Raw genomic sequence first — 22,388 nt, 5'->3', positions numbered from 1 at the left:
GCCGAGACCTCCGTGGCAGGCTGCTCACCCGCCCCCGGGACCGCCGGGAGCGGCCCCGGAAGTCAGCTCGCCGTAATAGGCCCCCAGTTCCGCCCGCCGGCTCCCCTCGACGACCACCAGGCGGCGCTCGTCCATCGTGTCGGCGAGGTAGACGAAGGCCAGGGCTCCCGCCTCCCCAAGCTCGACGTGCACAGGGCGCCCATCCGGCCCCTCGATCGTGGCCTCATCCCGCAGGCGCACCGACGGGAGGCCCTCGCGGACAGCCTGGGCGACGGCGGCATGACACTCATAGAGCGGGGCCTGCTCGGGCGGCGGCTCGGACCCGACCTCACCACCCTGCCCCAGCCCCTGGGTCAGAGCGGCCAGCGCCCCCTCGTCGCCGGTCGCCACCTCGACGGCCCGGGCGATGGTCCCCCTCTTCTCCCCGCCGACGAGGAGCAGGCTCACCCCGCCTTCCCCCGTGACCGACAGGTAGGCGAAGGCGCCGCCCCAGCCGCCCCACTCCGCCCGTAACGCGCCCTCGCCGGCTCGCCGCGTCAACTCTCCCCGAACGGTCCGGCCGGGAAGCCGGCTCAAGACGACCAGCGCCGCCTCGCCTCGGCAGACGTAGAGATCGTCGCCGGGAACGGCCTCCGGCGCTTCATCCCAGTCCACCCTCCCCGCCGGAGCCTCCCCCTCCCCGCGCCCCAGGACATAGAGCGGCCCGTCCTCCACCACTTCTTCGACCAAGCGGTAGCGGACCGGCTGCGGCGGCGCGAGCAGGCTCAGCCCCCGCGCGGCGAGGGCCCGCTGGAAGGGCACCCGGCGCGCGAGGGGCCGCGTCTTCTCAAAGAGGATCAGGCGCCCCCCCGGCGCGAGCAGCCGGCACAGCGCGTCCAGCCGACCGGCCAGCCCGATCCGTCGCTCGAACGCCGCCTGGGCGGCCGCATCGCGGTCCCGCTCGAAGGTGCGCCAATCCCTGCTGGGCAGCCCCGGCTCCTGCTCGGCCTGGACCAGGGCATGGGTGGACAGGATGACGTCGAAGGGCCCGGCCGGCAGAGCGTCAGGACAGTCGCCGACCTCGAACCGCAGGTTGGCCGACTTCAGCTCGGCCGCCCGCGCCCGGGCCGTCTCGACCGACACGGGGGACCGGTCCACACCGACGAGGCGAAGGTGAGGACAGCACCGCGCATAGAAGGACGCCAGGATGCCGGGGCCGCAGCCGAAGTCCAGGACCAGGCCGGAGGGGAGGTCGGCGAGGCGCTGGGCGACCAACGTCCCCACCCGCTCGTAATACTCGTACCGCTGGCTGTGCAGGATGGGCAGGAGGGCCGGCTGCGAGGACGTGTCGTAAAAGGCCCGATCCGCCGCTGGATCGCTCCGCCTCGCCTCGATCAGCCGGTTGAGCTCGGCCAGGTCGGCCGCTGGGATCGTCTCGCGCTGGCGGCGAAAGTACTCGTCGTCGGACTCGTACCGCCGGAGGCCCCAGAAGGCCAGGTGCTCATGGATGGCCGGAGCGGAATTGAAAGATCGGGTCATTGAGTGAGTGATGCGTGTGCGGTCGGGCCATGGATGAGCGCGCGATGGAAGGATCGGGGGCAGCCCGAATCGGTCACGGAGCCGCTCCCTTGATGAGCCGATGGCTCAAGAAACCAATCCCTCGCTGGAGCACTCCCTCGGTCTCTCGCTCCTCAGGAGGGTCGCTTCAGCATGATCGCGTCCTCGTAGGTCACGGGCACCGGGTGGGGGTGGCGAAGCTGGCCCGTGCCGAGGACGACGTACTTCTGGCAGGTCAGCCCCTCCAGGCCGATGGGGCCGCGCGCATGGACACGGCCGACGCTGATGCCGATGGCCGGCCCCAGGCCGAACTCCTCCCCCTCGTGCTCCCGCGTCGAGGCGTTGATCAGGACGGCGCCGGAATCCGCCTCCCGCGCGAACCGGAGGGCGGCGGCGTAGTCGCGGGTCACGATCGTGTCGGTCTGGCCGGGGCCGTAGCGGGCGATGTGGTCCAGCGCCTCGTCCATGTCCTTCACCAGCTTGACGGCGATCGTCCGGGACTGGAACTGCCGCCCCCAATCCTCCTCCGTCGCCTCCTCCACCGCCTTGTGGCCGGTCATCGGCTGGGTGCCCGTGAGCGCGATCGTCTTGGGACAGCCGCGGACATCCACCTTGAACTCGTCCAGGAGGCGCCGGAGCAGGCCCGGAAGGAGCATCCGCGCGACCGCCTGGTGCACGAGGAGCGTGTCCACGGAGTTGGCCGCGCCGGGCCGCTGCAGCTTCGAGTTCACGACGATGTTCTGGGCAAGGGGCTGATCGGCGTCCGCATCCACGTAAACGTGGCAGACGCCGCCGTCGTGGCAGAGGACCGGCAGGCGCGACTGCTCGACGACGGTCCGCCGCAGCCCGGCCCCGCCCCGCGGGATGACCGCATCCAGGTGCTTCGTCATGCGGAGCAGCTCCAGCGCCGCCTCCTTCTCCGTCCGCTCCACGAACGACAGGGCGCCGGCCGGCAGGCCCGCCTCCACCGCGGCGGCGTCCAGGCTCGCGGCCACGGCCATGTTCGTGCGGAAGGCCTCCGCCCCGCCGCGGAACACACAGACGTTCCCGGCCTTGAGGCACAGCGCGGCGGACTCGACCAGCGCGCGCGGGCCGAGGTCGGTGATGACCCCCAGCACGCCGATCGGCACCCGGACCAGGCTGACCTGCATGCCGTTCGGCCGCCGCCACATACGGGTGACCTCGCCGACCGGGTCCGGCAGGGCGGCCACCGCCCGCAGCGATTCCGCCAGCTCCGCGACGGACTCGGCGGTCAGGCGGACCCGCTCCACCGCCTCCTTCACCGTGTCCTTGTTCGTCTCGCCCTCCAGGCTCTTCGCGATGGACTCGATGTCCCCGCGGTTGGCGAGCAGAATCCGCTCCCCGTCGGCGAGCAGGCGGTCCGCCATGACGCCCAGCGCCTTGTCCTTGACCGGGCCAGGCAGCAGGGCCATGGGCCGGGCCGCCTCCTTGGCCCTGGCCGTGAGCTTGGCGATGTACATCTTGACCGGCACTTCAACCATCGCGTCAGGGTCTCCTCATGAGAGCGATTGGGTGAGTCAGGCACATCCGGCGGCCGCTCGTCAATCGTCTATCATCCACGCTAAAATGTCGGCGCGACTATAGCACGCGGTTTTCAGAGGCGTCAAAACGGCCCGACGCCGGGCCGGGCTTGTGGCCCCTCGGGCGCTTCCCGTAGAATGCGCCGTCGCGGGAGGACGCATGACGCCGGACGAGGCGCGGGCCCACTACAACTACCTGATGACGCTCTGCATCCGGAAGGAAGAAGCCTTCGGCCCGCTGGCCATGGCCTTCATCAAGGAGCAGGACCCGGAGCGGCTCGGCCTGACCCCGGAGGAGCAGTTCAACCTCTACATGGCGACCGCGGACGCGTTCGCGGCGGAGCCCAAGCGGTACACCCACAAGCTGGAGTGCCTGCAGAAGGCCCAGCAGGTCCTCCCCCGCACCGGGTTCGCCGACCCCGGCCTGGCCCGGCACCTGCGCCAGGAGATCCAGAAGGCCTCGGCCGAGCTGCAGATGTACAACGAGGCGATGCGGGCGCCGCGCCCCCAGGCCGCGGCGCCCGCCGATCGCCGGCGGATCATCGTCGAGACGGACCTGCCCGACTACTTCCTCACCGTCGCGCAGAAGCGGGCCGCCGCTTACTACCAGCACAAGTTCAAGCTCACGAAGGACGCCAAGTACGCCCAGCACTTCACGGGGCAGAGCCGCAAGTTCGAGCCGGACAACCCGGCCGTGCAGAAGGAGTTCGCCGGCGCCTGCGCCCCCTTCATGAGCGTGAGGACGGGCGCCCTGCACCTGATGCTGCCCTTCGACCTGAAGATCAGCCGCACGCCCGACGACCCGCTCGACGCGGCGATCCGCATCTGGTACGCGACGACGGGCTACTCCTTTCCCCTCCGCTACGAGATGGGCAAGCTCTGCAGTTGGTACGACGACCAGGTGCTGGACCTCCCGCTGGACGACCCGAACCTGCTCTTCGTCTCCGCTTCGCCGGTGAAGGAGCCGGAGCTGGGCGCCGTGGACCGCCCCCTGCCCAAGGACCTGCCGGTGGAGGTCGGCCTGCCGCAGGCCTTCCTGGAGAGCAGCAACGCGCTCGGGCCCTACATCCAGATCAGTTGCAACTTCAAGGTCTGGTTCGACGCCGAGGCCATGGCGCTGCTCATCCAGGGCGCGCCGGACCTCTACGAGTACGGTCTGCAGGGCGGCGCGGGACTGCTGACCAGGACTTACGCGACCGAGAAGATCCACGCCTACGCCCCCTCCGCGCGCCGGCCCTGGCAGGAGGGCCTGAGCTTCAACTTCGTCAACCTCCACCTCCTGCTCGCGCCCGGCCGTTCCTCGGCCTTCGTGCCGTACAACACGCCGATCTTCTCCGTCTATCCGGTCCTGGACCGCCAGGCCTACCGGATCGAGGACGCCCGGTCGCTCCAATCCGACAACTGACCACCGATGACTCCTCATCCGGCACGGGTACCATGATCGACCTCCGCAGCGACACCGTCACCAAGCCCACCCCGGCGATGCGGGAAGCCATGGCCCGCGCCGAGGTCGGCGACGACGTCTACGGGGAGGACCCGACGGTCAACCGGTTGCAGGAGCGGGTCGCCGCGCTGCTCGGCAAGGAGGCGGCGCTCTTCGTCCCCTCCGGCATCATGGCCAATCAGCTCGCGATCCGCGCCCATGCGGGGCCCGGCGAGGAGATCGTCGTCGAGGGCTCCGCCCACATCGTGCGCTACGAGCAGGGGGCCGCCTCGGCGCTGACCGGCGTGCAGCTCCATTGGGTCAGCGGCGACCGCGGTCTCATGACGCCCGAGCAGGTCGAGGCCGCGATCAGGCCGAAGGACCCCTACGGCCTCCCGACGAAGCTCATCTGCCTGGAGAACACCCACAACGCGGGCGGCGGCGCGATCTATCCCCTGGAGACGATCGCCCGCATCCGCGCCGTCGCCGACGCGCACGGCGTCCCGATGCACCTGGACGGGGCCCGGCTCTTCAACGCCGTCGTGGCGACCGGCATCCCCGCCGCCGACTACGCGCGGCACTTCGAGACGGTGTCCGTCTGCCTCTCGAAGGGCCTGGGCGCGCCGGTCGGCTCGCTCGTCGCGTCGGACCGGCACACGATCGAGCGGCTCCGCCGCGTCCGCCGCATGTACGGCGGCGGCATGCGCCAGGCCGGTATCCTGGCCGCGGCGGGCCTCCACGCCCTGGAGCACCACATCGGCCGTCTGAAGGAGGACCACGCCAACGCCAGGCGGTTGGCCGAGCTGCTCGCGACGATTCCGGCCGTCACGGTGAGCCCCGCACAGGTCGAGACCAACATCGTGATCTTCAGGACGGCGGAGAGCGCCCCGCCGGCGCCCGAGCTGGTCGCGCGGCTCAAGGCCGCGGGCGTGCTGATCAACGCGGTCGGTCCGCGCGCCTTCCGCGCCGTCACGCATCTGGACGTGAGCGCCGCCGACATCGAGGAGGCCGGCCGCATCTTCGCGCGCCTGCTCGCCTGAGCCGTCGCGCCGCGGCCGATTGACAGGCCCCTTCAGCCCCCATAGAATGCGCCGGCGATCGGGGCCGGCCCACGCCGGCCTGCTTCCCGGCCTTCCCGCGTCACGACCGTCTGAACGACCATGACACCCGATCCCCACCCAACGAACCAGACGGACCGGGACACCGCCCCGCCCCCGCCGTCGCGCGAAGAGCTCCAGGCCGAGCTGCTGGACCTGCCCGAGGAGCCGCCGCCGCCACCGTCCGCGCCGGGGCAGACCGGGCTCGACGCCCTGATCGAGAAGGCCGTCCGCTACGTGCGGGCGAAACGCGGGGGCGATCTCATGGCGATCCTCCTCGTCGGCTCGGGGGCCCGCCGGGCCCTGACGCGGCACAGCGACCTCGACCTGATCGCGGTCGTCAAGGGACAGGACGAAGGGGAGGACACGGTGCGGGTCGCCGACCGGACGGTCGAAGTGCGCTACCGCGCGCAGAAGAACATGGAGCAGGACCTCGCCCACAACCGGCGCCTGCCGCCGCTCCTCCGCCGCGCGCGCGTCCTCTTCGAGCTGGAGGCCGTGGGCGCCAGGCTCGTGGACAAGGCCAACCAGCGGTTCCGCCAGGGCCCGCCGCCGCTCACCATCCATGAGAAGATTCGGCTCAAGGCGACCTGCCACCACTGGCTCGGCAAGGCCGAGGACCTCGGCCATCACCAGGCCGTCGCGCAGTACCTGCTCGCCATCTTCTTCGAGGAGGCGATCGAGGCCTTCTTCTGCCTGCGCGGCTTCTGGCTGACCGCGCCGGCCGACGTCGTGCGGTTTGTCGCCACGCGCGACAAGGCGGTGGGCGAGGCGGCGGAGCAGTTCCTGACGGCGACCGCCCTGCCCGATCGGATCGCCGCGGGACGCCGGCTCTTCGGCGCGATCTTCCAGGACGTGCCGAATCCGCAGCGGATCGACTGAGTCGGGCCGGCTGAATGCCGAAAAGCAGTTTGTCGGAGGGTCCTCAGAACGCGGGCAGGACGAAGGGCCAGAGCCAGAAATCATCCTCCCGCCTGCGCGTCTGCTGGGGTCTGGCCGGCGGCAGGGCCCCCTGGATGCGGGCGAGGTAGGCCTGCCAGAGATAGTCCCGATCCGCCGGCGTCAGCTTCCCTTCCTGCACCCGCTCGTTGAGCCGCACCAGATAGGCCGAATCCTCGTCGTAGACCCGGCGGCTCCACACATCGTCTGCCTGGTCCGCCGGCTTCTTATCCGAGAACAGGCCGCAACCTGCGACCGCCAGGCAGCCCGCCAGGCAGAGACTCAAGATGACTTTCACGGAGACGCTCCTGGGAGGCGGGGCGGCAACGGCCGCCCCGCCCCGATCGAGGGATCGGCTCAGAAGCTCGCGGAGATGGTGAATACCGGCCCGTTGGTCACGTCATTCGCCCTGGTGGTGGACGGACCGCCGAGCCGGCTGTTCCCGTAAATCTGCGTCAGAACCTGGTAGCGCCAGCCGAGCTGCATGTTCGTGTCAATCTTCCAAATCTTTGGGCCACCGATGTTGACACCGGCCTCTCCGGAATAGGCCTGGACATCGCCCGTGCTCAGGGCAGGTTGATTCTGATACTGGTGGAAGGTCATCCAGCCCATGGCCACGTTGCCGTAGAGGGCCAGGCGGGAATCGGCGATTGGCTGCGTCCCATGCAGACCAACCATGGGCCCCTTGATCTGGTAGGAGTTGACCCCCCAATGCTGCAGCATACGATAGTAGCCGACGTAAGCGCCCAGCCCGCGCCAGATGTTCATGCCAGCGGTCAGGGTTAAGTCATTTCGATCGACGGCCGACTGCACGCCGGTCGTGTTGGAGGTTCCTGCCTCGTGGAACGCAAACCCGGCATTCAGGTACTGCCCGGTGATGAAGACCCGGTTGAACCAGGCACCATCGTTGGTTTTCAGGCTGATCGCGCCCTGGGGTCCCATCAGGGGGGAGAAGCTGGAAATGGCCTGGTTCGCGCCGTTGGTACCGGCGGCAAGCGTGGTCCACGTCTGCCACTGAGCGACCCAGATCCGATAGCCGGCGCTGAGCTTGATCCGGTCTCCAAACAGACTCGTTTCCTTCATCGGAGCCGTCCCGGAAACCGGCATTGACTCAGTGGTAGAGGAGGCCTGCGTCACCGGAGTGGGACCAGTCTCATCCGCCGCCCACACGGCCAGGGGCATCGCCACGAGGGCGAAGAGTCCCACCATGATCACGACCAGCCAGCGACTCTTTCCGTTCATCATCGTCATCTCCCTCCTCTGGATTGAATTGCACCGGTGTGCCCCGGTTAGGAACGCCTCAGGAGAGTCCCGCCCCCTAGAACGACGGAGGGACGAAGACGTCCTCGTTGTTCCGGGATTTCTCCCGCTCCCGTTCTGCCGCGCGAGCCCGCTCGCGGGCCTGCCGGTCACGCTCCTCCTGGGCCCGTCGCGTCTGCTCCCGCTCCCGCGCCTCGGCCTCCCGTCGCGCGAGGTCCTGCTCGCGCCTGATGCGGTCCTGCTCCGCGCGCTCGCGTTGCAGGCGCTCCTGTTCAAGCTGGCGGCGGAGGTTTTCTTCCTTCAGGGCCGCCTCCTGCCTGGCCCGGTCTTCCGCTTCCCGCCTGGCCCGGTCCTCGGCTTCCTTGATCCGGCGCTGGATATCGTCCTGGTTCATGACGGCCGGCGGAGCGGTCGTCCGCGAAGGCTCCGTCGGCTTGTAGAGCGCCAGCACCACGTCTCCCTCGCCGCTCAGGAAGCCGTACTGCGGGTTCTGCCTGGCGTCCACCTCGGTGATCCGCTTCTTGATGTAGGTCGCAAGCTCCATGGAGGTCAGGTAGCCGTCGGCCACCCAGGGCTTCCGCTCCAGATGCTCCTCCGACAGGGCATCCAGGAGCGTTTTGGTGAAGACGCCGTGGCCGTCCACCTCCTTCACCTTCTGGTCCTTCCCCCCCGCCGTGATGACCACGTGCGCCCGTTCTTCCGTCAGTTTCTTGATGTGCTCGTAGAGGTTCGCGTTCAGTTGGCCGCCCAGCCCGCTCCTGCTCCGCACCAGGCTCCCGGAGAAGCAGGAATCCATGGCATAGAGCATGTGGTTGGCCTTGATGCCGTCGGAGATCCCCTTCAGGTCCTCCATCGAGATGGCGGTGGCGCGGTGCTTGTGCGGGTCGTAGTTGCTGGGCAGGATGAACCCCTGGAACTTGTTCTCGAAGCCCTGCCTGGTATCGCCGTGCCCGGCGAAGTAGAAGACGATCCGATCTCGCTGCTGGGCCCTGCTTGAGATGTCCTCTAGCGCGCCCAGGATTCCGTCGCGCGTCGCCGCCTCATCCACCAGGAGAGTGACCTCAAACCCCATCTGCTGGAGGCGCCGGGCCACGGCCTCGGCGTCGGCCCTGGCATATTCGAGGTCCGACACTTTCCCATCGGCCAGAGGATAGCGATTCACGCCCACCACTACGGCGTAGGACTTTCCATAGAAATCGCTGAGGGTGAAGAAATCCCGACGCTCCCCGGAGCTTTCAGCTCGGCAGGTGGCCGTCAAGTCCCGGCACTTCTCCCCGGCCCAGAGGGGTGCAGCGAATGCGAAGATGAACGCGACGAGGACGATCGGCGTGGCGGCGGCCCCTATTTCCCGACCCATGACCAGCCCTCCCTGAACAACCAGCAGGAAGAGACGGCCCCCCAGTTTGTGGGGGGAGCATACCCCTTTAGTAGAATATGTCAAGGCAAATCTGTAGGAGTTTCGGCCCGTCGGAAGAGAACCGGCGCGTCGCGCCTCCGTCGGCCTCCCTCGGCTTGGCCTTCCCTGCCTCGTGGCGAGGGCACACCCTGGGCCGGCACCTCGCTTACGCGGCATGGAGGCTAGAACTCGTTTACATTCAACGTGTTTATAACTGACTCGCTGTACGGGCGAGCATAGCCCTGCCCACGCCCGCCCCCGCTGATCCTTCCGGATAGGAGTCATGTCCAAAGCGATAGCCACCCGGCCCCCTCTCCCCCAACGCGGGTAGACCCCTACGGACGCGGGGGAGTCTATGACGGCCCGTGAGTCGGCTCAATACGCCTTTTGGCGTACGTACCGTCACCAGGAGATGCGGCGGCGCGTGCGAGTGAGCGGCGCCGGCGACGCCGATTGACTAGTCTTCCCGCCTTCGCTAGACTCCCCCCATCGGTTCACGCTCCCTTTGGTTCTCTCGCAGCTCAACGTCACCGTCGGCGAGGATCCTCATGCGCGCACCGATCCCGATCGCAGCCCTGGTTGCCCTGCTCCTCCTCTGCCCCTTCCCGGCGACGGGTGAAGGCCAGCTCTCACCCGCCGCGATCCAGACGAAATCTCCGGAGGAAGTCCTGAAGGGCCTCTACAGCCGCTCCTGGGCGGTGGTCGTCGGCATCAACCGCTACCCGACCGCCGGACGCAATTTCACGGACCTCAATTACGCGGTGTCGGACGCCCAGGCCGTCGCCGAGCAGCTCGCGAAGATGGGGTTCGAGGTCCGTCTGCTCACCGACGAGCAAGCGACCAGGGAGAAAATCATCGGCGTCTTGGCGGACGAGGTCGGCAAGCAGGCCGCCGAAACCGACCGCGTCCTCTTCTACTTCGCCGGACACGGCGACACGAGGGATAAGGCCGACGGCAGCGGCGCCATGGGTTTCATCCTGCCCTCCGATTACCATCCCGACCACCACCGCACGACGGCCATCGCCCTCGACGAGCTGGCGGAGATTTCTTCCGCGATGAAGGCCCGGCACGTGCTCTACGTCATGGATTCCTGCTTCTCGGGCGAGATGCTGAGGAGCAGCGGCCGGACGCTGACCCTCGCCAACTTCGACGGCGGCGTGGACTACCTGGACAACCTGGCGAAGAGCCGCGCCCATGTCGTGCTGACGGCGGGGAGCCGCGGCGAGCGCGTCAAGGAGGACGGGGGGCACGGGGTCTTCACCGGCCTGTTCCTCAAGGCCCTCTCGCAAGACCACAACATGCCCTGGTCGGACAAGGGCTACCTGACGGCCCGTGATCTCGGCGCCTACATCGGCATGAAGGTCCCGGAGATGGTCCCCGACCAGACGCCGCAGTACGGCCGGCTTTGGGGGGAGGGCGACGTGATCCTGGCCCTGTTCAAGCCCATTAAGGTCTATACGGAGGCCACCGAGCAGCGGGCCAAGCAGGAGGCGGTGAGGGAGTACCAGCGCGATCTGCTGAGACGATCCAACGAAGTCTTCACGCCCCCGGCCTTTTAGTGCCCAATCTCACGCGCAGACCGTCGCCCCGCCGACTTCCCGCCGCCGTCCTGGGGCTCCTCGTCCTTTCCGCCTGCAGCGTCTACCCCATCACCGAGGGCGCCCACCAGACCCTACCGAGACAGAACCAGCGTGTGGCCGTCGTCGGCACTCACCCCAGCGCGACCGCTATGGCGGTGAAGTGGCTGGCCCACCATGGGGTGGTGCCCGTCGAGGTGGCGCGGGCGTCGGCGGCCCCGTCCGACGGAGCCGCCGACGCCAAGGCGCTCCGCAAGAACAGCGAGGCCCGGCAGCGGCTGACCCGGGCCTCCTCGGCCGACTACCTCCTGGTGATCGAGACGCCGGAGATCGAGGGCGAGGAAGGCCCGCCGTACCTGGGCCCTTCCGGCATCGGCTCCTCGCCGTCCACCTGGTACCACGCCAGGGTGTCGCTCGAAGGCTATCGCGCCGACACGGGCGAATCGGCGTGGAGCGGCTCGGCCTACTACCCGAACGTCTATGAATTCCTCGACGTGGGCCTCAAGGAGCTGACCTGCCAGGCCCTCGCCACCGCCTGGGGGCTCCGCCCGAGCGGCCACTATCCGATCAGGAACGAGTTCCGCTGCGACGTGGCGGAGTGACGAGGGGGTTTCCTCCCGGCCCCCTTCGGCAAAGCGGATTCCTTAAACTCCGCCGCCGGCCGACCGATACCGACACAGGGGTCGCTCCCAGCCGCCGGAGCTGCGCCCCCGGATTGCGACAGCCCGCCGCCCCGTCCGATCCAGGACCTGTTGTGGCGGGTATGGTAGGATAGCCCCGGCCTCGGCCGGGATGCCCCCGCCGAGGCGCGGCCGCCGGCCGGCTCTCACGAGGGGCGCACCGAACCGGAAATGAAGGGGCCAGCCATGGAACTCGGATTCGTCGGCTTGGGCAAGATGGGCATGAACATGGTCACGCGCCTGCGGCGCGACCAGCACCGGGTCGTGGTCTTCGACCGTAACGCCGCGCTCGTGAAACAGGCCGAGGGGCAGGGCTGCGTCGGCGCCGGCTCGCTCGCCGAGCTGGCCGGCAAGCTCGCCCCGCCCCGCGCCGTGTGGATCATGGTCCCGTCCGGCGCTCCGACCGAGGAGACGGTGCAGGCCGTGGCCGCGCTGCTCCAGCGGGGCGACACGGTGATCGACGGCGGGAACACCCGCTACCTGGACGACGTGCGCCGCGCCGCCGACCTCGCGCCCAAGGGTCTGCACTACGTAGACGTCGGGACCAGCGGCGGCATCTGGGGCCTGACCGTCGGCTACTGCCTCATGGTCGGCGGCGAGGAGGCCGCCGTCGCGCGGCTGGAGCCGATCTTCCGCACGCTCGCCCCGGAGCGGGGCTGGGCCCACGTCGGCGGGACGGGCGCCGGCCACTACGTCAAGATGGTGCACAACGGGATCGAGTACAGCATGATGCAGGGCTACGCCGAGGGCTTCGAGCTGATGGCCAAGAGCGGGTACAAGCTGGATCTCGCCCGGATCGCCGACCTCTGGATGCACGGGAGCGTCGTGCGCTCCTGGCTCCTGGAGCTGGCGGCCGGCGCGCTGGCGCAGGACCCGCGCCTGGACGGCATCAAGGGCTACGTGCAGGACTCGGGGGAAGGCCGCTGGATGATCGCCGACGCGATCGAGAAGGACGTGCCCGTCCCGACCCTGACCGCGGCGCTGTTCACGCGGTTCCGGTCGCGACAGGAGGAGTCCTTCGCCGAGAAGCTGCTGGCGGCCCTGCGCAACGCCTTCGGAGGCCATTCGGTCCGCCGGTGACGGCGCCCCGGCGGTGAGGGAGACCACCATGCCACAGGACGCCGCCCGATCCCTGCACGCCGCGCCCTGCACCCTGGTCATCTTCGGGGGCTCGGGCGACCTGGCCAAGCGCAAGCTGCTCCCCGCGATCTACAACCTGCTCCTCGACGGCCTCCTGCCCGCCAACTACGCGGTGCTGGGGATCGGCCGCAAGGCCCTGGGCGATGAGGGCTTCCGCGCGAGCGCCCACGAGGGCGTCACGCGCTTCTCGCGCCAGGCGCTCGCGGACGGCGCCTGGACGGACTTCGAGCGCCGGCTCTTCTACTTCGCCGGCTCGATCGAGGACCCCGCCGCCTACAAGGGCCTCCGCGAGAAACTGGAGCGCATCGAGGCGGACCTGCACCTGCCCGGCCATCGAATCTTCTACCTCGCCATCCCGCCGATGTCCATCCAGGCCGCCTGTCAGGGGCTGGAGCAGGCGGGACTCATCCGGCCGCCCGACGACACGCGGCCGTTCTGCCGCGTCATCGTGGAGAAGCCGATCGGCCACGACCTGGAGTCGGCCCGGGCGATCAACGCGACCGTCGGGCGGGTCTTCGACGAATCGCAGATCTTCCGCATCGACCACTACCTGGGCAAGGAAACGGTCCAGAACATCATGGTCCTGCGGTTCGCCAACAGCATCTTCGAGCCGCTCTGGAACTACAAGTACATCGACCACGTCCAGCTCACCGTGAGCGAGGAGGAGGGCGTCGGCACGCGCGCCGCCTACTATGAAGGCACCGGCGCGCTCCGCGACATGGTCCAGAACCACATCCTCCAGTTGCTCTGCCTCGTGGCGATGGAGCCGCCCTACTCGCTCCACCCCGACGTGGTCCGCAACGCCCGCATCGACGTCCTACGCTGTCTGCGTCCGATCACCGGGCGGGACGTAGAGCGGTTCACCGTCCGCGCCCAGTACGGCCCCGGCAAGACGCGCCACGGGGAGGCGCTCGGCTACCGGCAAGAGGCCGGCGTCCAGCCCGACTCCACGACGGAGACCTATGTCGCGATCAAGCTCTTCCTGGACAACTGGCGCTGGGCCGGCGTCCCCTTCTACCTGCGGACGGGCAAGGCCCTGCCGAAGCGGGGCTCCGAGATCGCGGTGCAGTTCAAGGACATCCCCCAGATTCTCTTCAACGCCGACCCCGACGCGCCCCAGGCCCCGAACCTGCTCACCCTGCGCATCCAGCCCGAGGAGGGGATGTCGCTGCGGATCGTCTCCAAGGTGCCGGGCTCGCGCGCCAAGACCCACCCCGTCGAGATGAACTTCCACTACGGCGACGCCTTCGGCGCTCCGTCGCCGGAGGCCTACGAGCGGCTGCTGCTGGACGTGATGGCGGGCGACGCCTCGCTGTTTATGCGGCGGGACGCGGTCGAGGCCTCCTGGGCCTGGATCACGCCGATCCTCGAAGCTTGGGACACGATGGGAACGAAGAACCTGCTGAGCTACCCCGCCGGGACCTGGGGCCCGCCCGAGGCGGACCGGCTGATCGGCGACGCGCGGCGGAGCTGGCGGATCCTATAGCCCGATCTGGGTCCGGATGGCGTCTTTCCGACCGAGCCCCCCGATGAACCGGTCGAAGCGGCCGTCGCGGTAGAGCGCCAGGGCCGGCAGCGACGAGACCTCCAGCTCCGCGGGGATCTGGAAGTTCTCCTCCACGTTCATCGCCAGGACCAGCAGCCGGCCGGCCGTCTCGGCCTGCAACCGCTCCAGCTCGCCCATCAGCGCCCGGCAATGGCCGCAGCCGGGCCGCCAGAACTCGATCAGCACGGGTACGCCGGCACCGGCCACCACCCGATCGAACTCCGGGTCCGTCACACCGCGGATCACGGACGGCGCTCCATCCCGGCGAGCCACGGTCCGAACAGGCGCCCGTAGAGCAGGTCGGCGAAGAGCCGGTAGCCCGCGGTCGTCAGGTGCAGGCCGTCGTTGGAGAACTCGCGGGCGAGCCGTCTCGTCCCCGGCTCCAGCGTCGCGCCGAACAGGTCGAGGCAGGCCGGGCCTCCGGCGGCGCAATAGCCCGCGATCGCCCGGTTCAGCGCCTCACGGCGCGCGATGTGATCGCGCTCCCACTCCCGCTCCATGGGGGAGGGCGCCCCTTCACCCAGCCGGACGGACGGCACCGTCACGGCCACCGGCCGCGCCCCCGCGGCCAAGGCCTCCTCGTACATGGCTCTCAGGTTGCCGAAGATGTCCGTCACCGGGACCCGGCATCCCAGGTCATTGGTGCCGCCGAGGATCACCACCCAGGCGGGGCCCCGGGCCAGGGCGTCCCGTGCGAACCGCTCGACCATGTCCGCCGTCACCTCCCCGCAGACGCCGCTGACGGCCACCCGTGCGGCCGTCCCGAGCCGAGCCCGCAGGAACCCCCCGTAGGGGGTCTCCCGGCCACGGGGATCCTCACGGTCCGGAGACTGCCAGCCGGCCGTGAGACTATCTCCGAAGCAGACGATCAGCGGCGGGGTCCCTTGCGCGGTCATCACCGGTCGCCTCCGCGTCGAGTTCGACCGCCATTCTAGTCGGACGCAATCGCAATTGACAAACCGGCCGGCGCGGGCAACAATGCGCGGGAGCATCCCCCAACGACCAAGGCCCATGTCTATCACCACAAGCTGGGACCACCTCGACCACCTCATCAAGCCGATCCCGATCCTGCAGTGGCTGGTCGTGCTCGTGCTGTCCGCCCACATTCTGCTGGGCAACCAGGACGCGCTCTCGACCGAGCAGGCCATCCGCTTCGTCAGCCTCATGCTGGTCGCCAACATCGTCCTGCTCTACATCCTGCCCAACTTCCTCAGCATGACCATCGTGGCGACGGCCCTGGTCCTGCTGGACACCTTCCTGGTGCCGGCCATCCTCTACCTGACCGGCACGACGGGCACGGACCTCTTCGTCGTCTATTTCGGCATCATCATGATCGCCGGCGCGGCCGGGAGCCTGGTCCGGGCCTTGATCCTGGCGACCATCACCTGTATCGCCTACGGCGCTTTCGCCTTTTTCCGGGAACCGAACATCGCCGCGCTGGGCCCGGCCCTCCTGCGCATGCCCTTTTTCCTCGTCGTCACCCTCTTTTACGGCCTCATGGGCGAGTTCGCGGACCGCGAGCGGCGGGACAAGGAGCGGCTCGCCTACGCCGCGACCCACGACGAGCTGACGGGCATGCCGAACCGGCGGCACATCCTCGAGGCGCTGACCCGCGCGCTGGAGGAGGCCAAGCGGTTCGAGTCGCCCCTCTCCTGCGCGATCATGGACATCGACTACTTCAAGCGCGTGAACGACACCTACGGCCACGCGGCCGGCGACCAGGTCCTGCAGGACTACGCCACCGTCCTCATCGCCCAGCGGCGCGGCTACGACCTGGTCGGCCGGGTCGGCGGCGACGAGTACGTCTGGCTGCTGCCCCGGGTGGACACGGAGGGGGCCATCGCGGCGGGCGAGCGGCTCCGGCAGGCCGTCGAGAGCCACCCCTTCAAGGAAGCGGACCGCACCTTCCAGCTCACGACCAGCATCGGGATGACCACCTACGAACCGGGCAAGACCAGCCATCCCTCCCCGTCCACCATGCTCAAGGTCGCCGACCTGGCCCTCTATACCGCCAAGCGCCAGGGCCGCAACCAGGTCTGCCACATGCCCCTCCTGGACCAGGTTTCCGACTGGGCGCCGGAGGGTGAGCCCGCCCCGGCGGAGCGCCCCGCCCTCTCCTGAGCGGCTTCTCCTCCCCTTGACAGGGGGGCGTCGCGGGGCTATCCTCCCGCCCCGGACGTGCGGAGGGGCCCCTTGTCCCCGCCGCGGACACAGAGAAAGGAGCAGCGTCCCATGCCAAGCCTCCGACAGATGACGGTGCGCCGGCCGATGCTGGCGGCGGTCGTGGTGGCCGGGTCGGTCGCCCTGGCCGGCCTCGCGCACGCGGCCGAGACCTTCAAGATGGGCGTCATCGACCCGATCGAAGTGATGGAAAAGACCAAGGCCGGCCGCAAGGCCCTGGACGGCCTGCGGGACTACGTCGCCAGCCGGCAGAAGGTGCTCGCGAGCGACGAGGAAGAGTTCAAGAACATGGAGAAGCAGTTCCGGGATCAGGCCTCTACGATGGATGAGAAGCAGCGGCAGGCAAAGGAAGCGCAGTTGCGGGAGCGGGCCCAGACCCTGCAGCGGCGCTTCCAGGACTTCAATCAGGAGCTGGCCGGCAAGCAGAAGGAGATCATGGACGAGTACATGAAGAAGATCCAGGTCGCGACGAAGGCCGTGGCCGAGCGCGGCGGCTTCTCGCTCGTCGTGGACAAGGGCAGCGAGGCGACCGGCAAGATCGTGCTCTTCAACAAGGAGACGCTCGACCTCACCGACCAGGTGATCAAGGAGTTCGACAAGCAGAACAAGTAGCGCCCCGCCTCACGCCCCCAGGCCCACGTCCCGCCGCAGCCGCTCCACCAGGCGCTCGAACGCGGCCCCGCCCCCCTCGATCGAGCGCGCGACCAGGTCCACCTCCCCCGGCCCCGTCACCCCCAGGCCCAGCTCGATCGCCCGCACGATCTGCCGTTGCGCCCAGGGGCCCCCCTCCATCAGCCGGTCCGATTTCCCGTAGGAGCGGAGCAGGGCCACGGCCACCACGTCCAGCGCCACCCGATCCCCGCTCAGCAGCAGGAGGTCGGCGCGGGCCGGCGTGCCGCTCGTGGGTCCTCCTTCCACCATCACCGTCGTCGCATCCGCGACGGTCAGCCGCGGGTGGACGGCGAGGTTCAGCTCGGCGATCCGCTCGTGCCAATCGCCGGAGAGAAAGCTCAGCGACGGGCGGTAGCGGGGATGGACGACCCCGACCAGATTCTTGAGCGCACAGGAATAATGGGCGAAGCGATGGGTCTTGACCACCGGCAGGTTGATCCAGCAGTCCGCCTCGTAGACCGGCCTCGACACGTAGTACCGGCGGAGCGACCGCGCCCGGGCCGGCTCGACGCGGACCCAGGGCTCCTCCTCCAGCGCGAGCACCCGCGCCCCGAGGGACTCGGCGGCCCGGCGGATGCCCGTGGCGTCGAGGTTCTCCCGGGTCGGGAAGCGGATCATCCCCGAGCTGTCGGCGACGACCAGCTCGGACGCCCCCGCCGCCTTCGCCAGGCGCCCGACCGCCGCGACGACCTCCGGCGCGGTCGTGCTGGGCGGCTTGCGGCTGTTGACGACGTTGGGCTTGAGGAGGACGCGCCGGCCCGCCAGGCCGAGGAGGCCGACGCCGCCGAGGAGCGCCAGGCCCTCTCGCAGCATCTCGGCCGGGTCGGTGCCGTGAACGATCGCGACCAGGGCCCGGCCATCGCGGACGAAGGGATTGGGCGGCGGCGGCACGGCGGGGACCGGCTCCCCCTCCGGCTCGAAGAGGAGGCTGCCGAGGAGGGACCGGGGCGCGAGGGCGAGCGCCGACAGGAAGGCCGCGCCGAAGCCCAGGCGGGCGAGCGTCTCGCGGCGGGAGAGGGCCATCGGCGTCAGCCGCCCGACTCGATGGGGTAGCCCGCCTCCCGCCAGGCGCGGATGCCGCCGTCCATGCTGAGCACGTTCGTGTAGCCCATCCGCCGCAGGCTGTCCGCCGAGAGGGCGGAGCGGTAGCCGCCGCCGCAATACAGCACGATCGGCGCCCGCTTGTCCGGGATGAGCGTCTCGACGTCGCGCTCCAGGACGCCGCGGCCGATGTGCCGGGCGCCCTTCACCCGATCCTTCGCGAACTCGTGGTCTTCGCGGATGTCGATCAGGTGAACGGCCTCGCCGCGGTCGAGCCTCGCCTTGACGTCGGCGATCGTGCATTCGGCGATCCGCCGCTTCGCGTCCTCCACCAGCTTGAGAAACCCGGGGTTGTGCCTCATGGTCCTCCTCGATAACCGTCGCCCGGCTCGAACAGGCTCAACTGGCCCGCGGCGGGGCGGCGGAAGGTGTCGGGGATCGGCTCGTCGTCCTCGTCCGGGAAGCCGGCCTTGCGGCGCGCCACCGCGAACAGCCGCTCGATCACGTCCCAGTAGGTCCCCTGCCCGCGGTGCCGCTCGAAGAAGGCCGGCTCCGTCAGGGTCCCGCCCCGAACCTCCCGCAGCCGGTTGGTCATCTTCGCGATGCGGTCTGGAAAGGCTGCGGCCATCCGCTCCAGGAACACCGCCTCGACGCTCCCGGGCAGCCGGAGCAGGATGAAGGTGGCGGTCTGCGCCCCGGCCTCGCGGGCGCGGGCCAGCAGCTCCGGGATATCGTCCTCGTTCAGGCCCGGGATCACCGGCGCGATCGAGATGCCCGTCCGGACGCCCGCCTCGGCCAAGGCCTTCATCGCCGCGAACCGCCGCGCGGGGGAGGGCGCCTGGGGCTCGACCTTGCGCGCCGTCGCTTCATCCGCGAAGGGAATGCTGAAATAGACCCGCGCCCAGGCCTCGGCCTGGAGCCGCGCCAGCACGTCCCGGTCCCGCTCGACCAGCGCCGCCTTGGTGATCACCCCGACCGGGTTCCGGAACTCGGCGCAGACCTCCAGGCAGGCGCGGGTGAGCCCGTAGCCGGCCTCCAGCGGCTGGTAGCAGTCGGTGTTGCCGGAGAAGACGATGAGCTCGCCCTTCCACGAGGGCTTCATGAACGCTTCGCGCAGCAGGACCGGCGCGTCGGGCTTGACGACGAGCTTGGACTCGAAGTCCGTGCCGGCGCCGAACCCCCAGTACTCGTGCGTCGGCCGCGCGTAGCAGTAGGCGCAGGCGTGGAAGCAGCCGCGGTAGGGATTCACGCTCCAGCGGAAGGGCAGGTCGGGGCTCTCGTTCCGGCTGAGGATTTCCTTCGTCGAGTCCTCGAAGACCTGGAGCGCGACGCGCGGCGGCGGTTCCAGGCGCTCCCGCTCGCGGGACTCGAAAGGATTGGGGGGGTTCGCGACGAGCCGCATGGCCCTATCGTCCATGCCGCGCCCGCCCAAGTCAAGCCGGCTCGCGGCCGGTTCGTTGACCCGTCGGCGCGCCGGTGGTAGAGTGCGCCCCATTCGCCATGCACGACCTTCGCGCCCTCCGAGAGAACCTGGACAGCATCCGCGAGCGTCTCGGCGCCCGCGGCGCCGACGTGCCGTGGGAGGACCTGCGCAAGCTGATCGAGGAGCGGCGCGGCCTCATGGCGGCGGTCGAGGAGCAGCGCCACCGGCTCAAGACGGGCTCCGAGGAGGTCGGCCGCCTGAAGCGCGACAAGCAGCCCGAGGCGACGGTGGCCGCGCTCTCGGCGGAGATGAAGGCCCTCGGCGACCGGATCAAGGACCAGGAGGAACTCCTGCGCGGGATCGAGGAGCGGCTGAGCGAGCTGGCCCTGCGCATCCCGAACCTACCCCATGCCTCCGTGCCCGCGGGCCGCGAGCCCGCCGGCAACGTGGAGGTCCGCCGCTGGGGCTCGCCGCCCGCCTTCGGGTTCGCCCCTAGGCCGCACTGGGACCTCGGCGAGGCCCTGGGTATCCTGGACTTCGAGCGTGCGGCCAAGATCGCCGGCGCGCGGTTCGCGGTTCTCACCGGCGCGGGCGCGCGGCTGGAGCGGGCCCTGATCAACTTCATGCTGGACCTGCACACGACCCGGCACGGCTACCGCGAGGTGCTGCCCCCGGTGCTCGTCAACCGGGCCGCGATGACCGGCACCGGCCAGCTCCCGAAGTTCGAGGCGGACCTCTTCCGGCTCGCCGAGGACGACTACTTTCTCATCCCGACCGCGGAGGTGCCGCTCACCAACCTGCACCGCGAGGAGGTCCTGGCCGGCGAAGGTCTGCCCCTGCGCTACACGGCCTACACCCCCTGCTTCCGCCGGGAGGCCGGCTCCTACGGGAAGGACACGCGCGGGCTGATCCGCCTGCACCAGTTCAACAAGGTCGAGCTCGTCGCCTTCACCAGGCCGGAGGATTCCTACGACGAGCTGGAGCGGCTGACCGGCGCGGCGGAAGCGGTCCTCCAAGCGCTGGAGCTCCACTACCGCGTCGTCACGCTCTGCACGGGCGATCTGGGGTTCGGGGCGGCCAAGACCTACGACCTCGAAGTCTGGCTCCCGGGGCAGCGGGCCTTCCGGGAGATTTCCTCCTGCAGCAACTTCGAGGCCTTCCAAGCCCGTCGGGCGAACATCCGCTACCGGCCCGCCGCCAAGGGCGCGAAGCCGGAGTTCGTCCACACGCTCAACGGCTCCGGCCTGGCGGTGGGGCGGACGCTGGTGGCGATCCTGGAGAACGGCCAGCAGGCGGACGGCTCGATCGCGATCCCCGCCGCCTTGCGACCCTACCTGGGCGGGCAGGACCGGATCGCCCCGGAGAGCTGAGGAGGAGCACCATGGTTGACGTCGCGTTCCTCGCCGCCGCTCTGTGGGTCTGCCCCGGCGACCTCTACACCACCGAGCCGCGGCAGGGCTGTCGCCCCTTCGAACCCTCCGACCACGGGTCCGTGAGCACCGTCCCCGAACCGGCGCCCGAGCCCGCCGCTCCGGCCTCCCCGCCGGCCGCGCGGGAGGAGGCGCCCCCCGAGCGCCGCCGCAGCGGCCCTCCCGAGATCTGCGCCCTGTACAAGGAGTACGTCGCGCTGGAGCTCAAGACCCAGGGCGGCTTCCTCAACGAGTCCACCGAAGAGGTCGAGCGGTGGCAGACGCTCAAGCGGATGTTCCAGAACAGCCCGGCGCCCTCCTGTCCGTAGTGTGGCGCCCCCCGCATCCGTTCGTGGTGCGCGCGAGCTTCTTGAGGATCCGCACGCGGGAGGTGCTGCCCGTCGTCACGCCGAGGTTCGACGCATCTGCGATCTGCCCCACCGTCCGGCCCATGGCCAGCCGGCAAAGGACCTGGTACCCACGGTCCGACAGGTTCATGGCGAGCACAAGGAGGTCGTAGGACCCGTCGGCGACCGCATCGAGCGTGTCCCGCGCGGTCCCGGCCTCGCCCGCCGCCGGCGATCTCCCGGCGACGGCGAGCGCCGACTTCATTCCCTCCCTGACGATCGGATGGTCGTCGGCGACCAGCATCCGCACCGGCTTGACGCCCGTGTCCGGACGCGGATCGATCATCTCGGGTCTTGGCTTCATCGCACGCCGGTCCCTGAAGGAAGCCGCCCGCACCCGCTTTCGCAGGGCCTAGCCCGTATGATTCATGGCGACTCGTGACGAAATCGCCTGTCTGCGTGCCCGCACAGGCAGGCGACGGCAGGAGTAGAAGCGTTCATGAATCATGCGGGCTAGTGTTGCGTCCCACAAGCTGGTGGCCTCGTCATGCCAGCGGAAGTTTACCCCGGACCTGTTCAATCCGGGGCCGGCATTCAGGACCTTGCCACGTCCCTGGATTCCGGCTCGCGGCCGCTCAGCGGCCTTGGCCGGAATGACAAAAGGAATTTTGTGGGACACCACACTAGCAGCGCGGCGGCGCGATTCCCACCGCAATCTCCGTCCAATGCTGTAGAATCTCAATCGGGCGATTTGTCGTCGCTTCACCGACCCCGCACTCGGCCGGTGCCCCGACGCCGCAACCTCCGTCAGGGGGCTGCGACCGACACCGCCGCCTGGAATTCTCGGGGGAAACCCTCTATCATGCAGCCCGCGTTTGCCGCCGGGTTCCCGCGCGGCAAACGGTGGGCTCGAAGCATCGGAGGGGTGGCTGAGCGGCCGAAAGCGCCGGTCTTGAAAACCGGAGTCGGGGCAACTCGACCGTGGGTTCGAATCCCACCCCCTCCGCCATCCTGCGCGTGCTCGGCCGGCCGCCGCTCATTTTGTGCGGCCGGGCCATCGCGTCGCGGCTTTGGGTGGGATTCGAACGAGGCTCATTTGACCGGCGCGACGTGGTCGCGCCTCCGCCCACCCCCTCCGCCATCCTGCGCGTGCTCGGCCGGCCGCCGCTCATTTTGTGCG

General features: G+C 69.5%; 22 protein-coding genes and 1 tRNA gene. 12 read left to right on the top strand and 11 right to left on the bottom strand.

The window, feature by feature from the left end; genetic code table 11:
- Nucleotides 1-24: 24 nt before the first annotated feature.
- Together AC1U7O_RS08715 and AC1U7O_RS08710 are read right to left on the bottom strand one after the other, a co-directional pair.
- Complete coding sequence (locus AC1U7O_RS08715) at nt 25-1,518, bottom strand: class I SAM-dependent methyltransferase (protein ID WP_479894335.1); 1,494 nt, start codon at nt 1,516-1,518, stop codon at nt 25-27.
- A 152-nt stretch (nt 1,519-1,670) separates the two neighbouring features.
- Nucleotides 1,671-3,038, bottom strand: coding sequence for a glutamate-5-semialdehyde dehydrogenase (locus AC1U7O_RS08710; RefSeq protein ID WP_479894334.1), 1,368 nt, complete (start codon nt 3,036-3,038; stop codon nt 1,671-1,673).
- A 199-nt stretch (nt 3,039-3,237) separates the two neighbouring features.
- Here AC1U7O_RS08710 and AC1U7O_RS08705 point away from each other — a divergent pair, with 199 nt between their 5' ends.
- The 3 genes from AC1U7O_RS08705 to AC1U7O_RS08695 all read left to right on the top strand — a co-directional run bounded on the left by AC1U7O_RS08705 (nt 3,238) and on the right by AC1U7O_RS08695 (nt 6,479).
- Nucleotides 3,238-4,482 carry a hypothetical protein gene (locus AC1U7O_RS08705; RefSeq protein WP_479894333.1) on the top strand — a complete coding sequence of 415 codons (1,245 nt, stop codon included), beginning with the start codon at nt 3,238-3,240 and terminating at the stop codon, nt 4,480-4,482.
- 32 nt (nt 4,483-4,514) lie between these two features.
- The gene (gene ltaE, locus AC1U7O_RS08700) at nt 4,515-5,540 is read left to right on the top strand and encodes a low-specificity L-threonine aldolase (RefSeq protein ID WP_479894332.1); all 1,026 of its coding nucleotides are present in this window, start codon (nt 4,515-4,517) and stop codon (nt 5,538-5,540) included.
- A gap of 120 nt (nt 5,541-5,660) precedes the next feature.
- Entirely contained in the window at nt 5,661-6,479 is an 819-nt protein-coding gene (locus AC1U7O_RS08695; RefSeq protein WP_479894331.1) for a hypothetical protein, read from the top strand.
- Nucleotides 6,480-6,522: 43 nt separating this feature from the next.
- On the opposite strand, the gene AC1U7O_RS08690 is transcribed toward AC1U7O_RS08695, so the two are convergent.
- From AC1U7O_RS08690 to AC1U7O_RS08680, 3 genes are all read right to left on the bottom strand, one after another.
- The gene (locus AC1U7O_RS08690; RefSeq protein ID WP_479894330.1) at nt 6,523-6,834 is read right to left on the bottom strand and encodes a hypothetical protein; all 312 of its coding nucleotides are present in this window, start codon (nt 6,832-6,834) and stop codon (nt 6,523-6,525) included.
- Between the two features lie 59 nt (nt 6,835-6,893).
- Nucleotides 6,894-7,787 carry a hypothetical protein gene (locus tag AC1U7O_RS08685; protein ID WP_479894329.1) on the bottom strand — a complete coding sequence of 298 codons (894 nt, stop codon included), beginning with the start codon at nt 7,785-7,787 and terminating at the stop codon, nt 6,894-6,896.
- A gap of 67 nt (nt 7,788-7,854) precedes the next feature.
- A complete protein-coding gene (locus AC1U7O_RS08680) occupies nt 7,855-9,153 on the bottom strand; it encodes a caspase family protein (RefSeq protein ID WP_479894328.1) in 1,299 nt (432 codons plus the stop codon).
- Nucleotides 9,154-9,740: 587 nt separating this feature from the next.
- Here AC1U7O_RS08680 and AC1U7O_RS08675 point away from each other — a divergent pair.
- The 4 genes from AC1U7O_RS08675 (at nt 9,741) to zwf (ending at nt 14,075) form a co-directional block, all read left to right on the top strand.
- On the top strand, nt 9,741-10,751 hold the full coding sequence (locus AC1U7O_RS08675; protein WP_479894327.1) for a caspase family protein: 1,011 nt from the start codon (nt 9,741-9,743) through the stop codon (nt 10,749-10,751).
- A gap of 170 nt (nt 10,752-10,921) precedes the next feature.
- A complete protein-coding gene (locus AC1U7O_RS08670) occupies nt 10,922-11,371 on the top strand; it encodes a hypothetical protein (protein WP_479894326.1) in 450 nt (149 codons plus the stop codon).
- A 264-nt stretch (nt 11,372-11,635) separates the two neighbouring features.
- Complete coding sequence (gnd, locus tag AC1U7O_RS08665; RefSeq protein ID WP_479894325.1) at nt 11,636-12,529, top strand: phosphogluconate dehydrogenase (NAD(+)-dependent, decarboxylating); 894 nt, start codon at nt 11,636-11,638, stop codon at nt 12,527-12,529.
- 28 nt (nt 12,530-12,557) lie between these two features.
- Nucleotides 12,558-14,075, top strand: coding sequence for a glucose-6-phosphate dehydrogenase (zwf, locus tag AC1U7O_RS08660; RefSeq protein ID WP_479894324.1), 1,518 nt, complete (start codon nt 12,558-12,560; stop codon nt 14,073-14,075).
- Here zwf and AC1U7O_RS08655 read toward each other — a convergent pair.
- Nucleotides 14,070-14,381, bottom strand: a complete 312-nt coding sequence (locus tag AC1U7O_RS08655; RefSeq protein WP_479894323.1) for a thioredoxin family protein — start codon at nt 14,379-14,381, stop codon at nt 14,070-14,072. The two genes, zwf and AC1U7O_RS08655, sit on opposite strands and share 6 nt — an antisense overlap.
- Nucleotides 14,378-15,031 carry an SGNH/GDSL hydrolase family protein gene (locus tag AC1U7O_RS08650; RefSeq protein ID WP_479894322.1) on the bottom strand — a complete coding sequence of 218 codons (654 nt, stop codon included), beginning with the start codon at nt 15,029-15,031 and terminating at the stop codon, nt 14,378-14,380. Before AC1U7O_RS08650 ends, AC1U7O_RS08655 begins: the two co-directional genes overlap by 4 nt.
- Before the next feature lie 115 nt (nt 15,032-15,146).
- Here AC1U7O_RS08650 and AC1U7O_RS08645 point away from each other — a divergent pair, with 115 nt between their 5' ends.
- Both AC1U7O_RS08645 and AC1U7O_RS08640 read left to right on the top strand, forming a co-directional pair.
- On the top strand, nt 15,147-16,256 hold the full coding sequence (locus tag AC1U7O_RS08645) for a GGDEF domain-containing protein (RefSeq protein ID WP_479894321.1): 1,110 nt from the start codon (nt 15,147-15,149) through the stop codon (nt 16,254-16,256).
- Nucleotides 16,257-16,367: 111 nt separating this feature from the next.
- The gene (locus AC1U7O_RS08640) at nt 16,368-16,928 is read left to right on the top strand and encodes an OmpH/Skp family outer membrane protein (RefSeq protein WP_479894320.1); all 561 of its coding nucleotides are present in this window, start codon (nt 16,368-16,370) and stop codon (nt 16,926-16,928) included.
- A gap of 9 nt (nt 16,929-16,937) precedes the next feature.
- Here the strand turns inward: AC1U7O_RS08640 and AC1U7O_RS08635 are convergent, their stop codons facing one another.
- Genes AC1U7O_RS08635 through AC1U7O_RS08625 form a run of 3 tightly spaced genes read right to left on the bottom strand, consistent with a single transcriptional unit; the run spans nt 16,938 to nt 19,446 of the window.
- Nucleotides 16,938-18,011, bottom strand: a complete 1,074-nt coding sequence (locus tag AC1U7O_RS08635; protein WP_479894319.1) for a DUF362 domain-containing protein — start codon at nt 18,009-18,011, stop codon at nt 16,938-16,940.
- A gap of 5 nt (nt 18,012-18,016) precedes the next feature.
- The gene (locus AC1U7O_RS08630; RefSeq protein ID WP_479894318.1) at nt 18,017-18,391 is read right to left on the bottom strand and encodes a rhodanese-like domain-containing protein; all 375 of its coding nucleotides are present in this window, start codon (nt 18,389-18,391) and stop codon (nt 18,017-18,019) included.
- A complete protein-coding gene (locus tag AC1U7O_RS08625; RefSeq protein WP_479894317.1) occupies nt 18,388-19,446 on the bottom strand; it encodes a PA0069 family radical SAM protein in 1,059 nt (352 codons plus the stop codon). Before AC1U7O_RS08625 ends, AC1U7O_RS08630 begins: the two co-directional genes overlap by 4 nt.
- 83 nt (nt 19,447-19,529) lie before the next feature.
- On the opposite strand from AC1U7O_RS08625, the gene serS reads away from it, so the two are divergent.
- Both serS and AC1U7O_RS08615 read left to right on the top strand, forming a co-directional pair.
- Nucleotides 19,530-20,822 carry a serine--tRNA ligase gene (gene serS / locus AC1U7O_RS08620; protein ID WP_479894316.1) on the top strand — a complete coding sequence of 431 codons (1,293 nt, stop codon included), beginning with the start codon at nt 19,530-19,532 and terminating at the stop codon, nt 20,820-20,822.
- Between the two features lie 11 nt (nt 20,823-20,833).
- A complete protein-coding gene (locus tag AC1U7O_RS08615) occupies nt 20,834-21,190 on the top strand; it encodes a hypothetical protein (RefSeq protein ID WP_479894315.1) in 357 nt (118 codons plus the stop codon).
- Here the strand turns inward: AC1U7O_RS08615 and AC1U7O_RS08610 are convergent.
- Entirely contained in the window at nt 21,147-21,572 is a 426-nt protein-coding gene (locus tag AC1U7O_RS08610; protein WP_479894314.1) for a response regulator transcription factor, read from the bottom strand. The two genes, AC1U7O_RS08615 and AC1U7O_RS08610, sit on opposite strands and share 44 nt — an antisense overlap.
- A 555-nt stretch (nt 21,573-22,127) precedes the next feature.
- Between AC1U7O_RS08610 and AC1U7O_RS08605 the strand changes: the two genes are divergently transcribed.
- Nucleotides 22,128-22,217 (top strand) — tRNA-Ser (locus AC1U7O_RS08605).
- Nucleotides 22,218-22,388 lie beyond the last annotated feature (171 nt).

The organism is Candidatus Nitrospira neuquenensis (assembly GCF_979578155.1).
The sequence above is the reverse complement of the archived record's forward strand: the minus strand, read 5'-3'. Positions and strand labels throughout refer to the sequence as shown.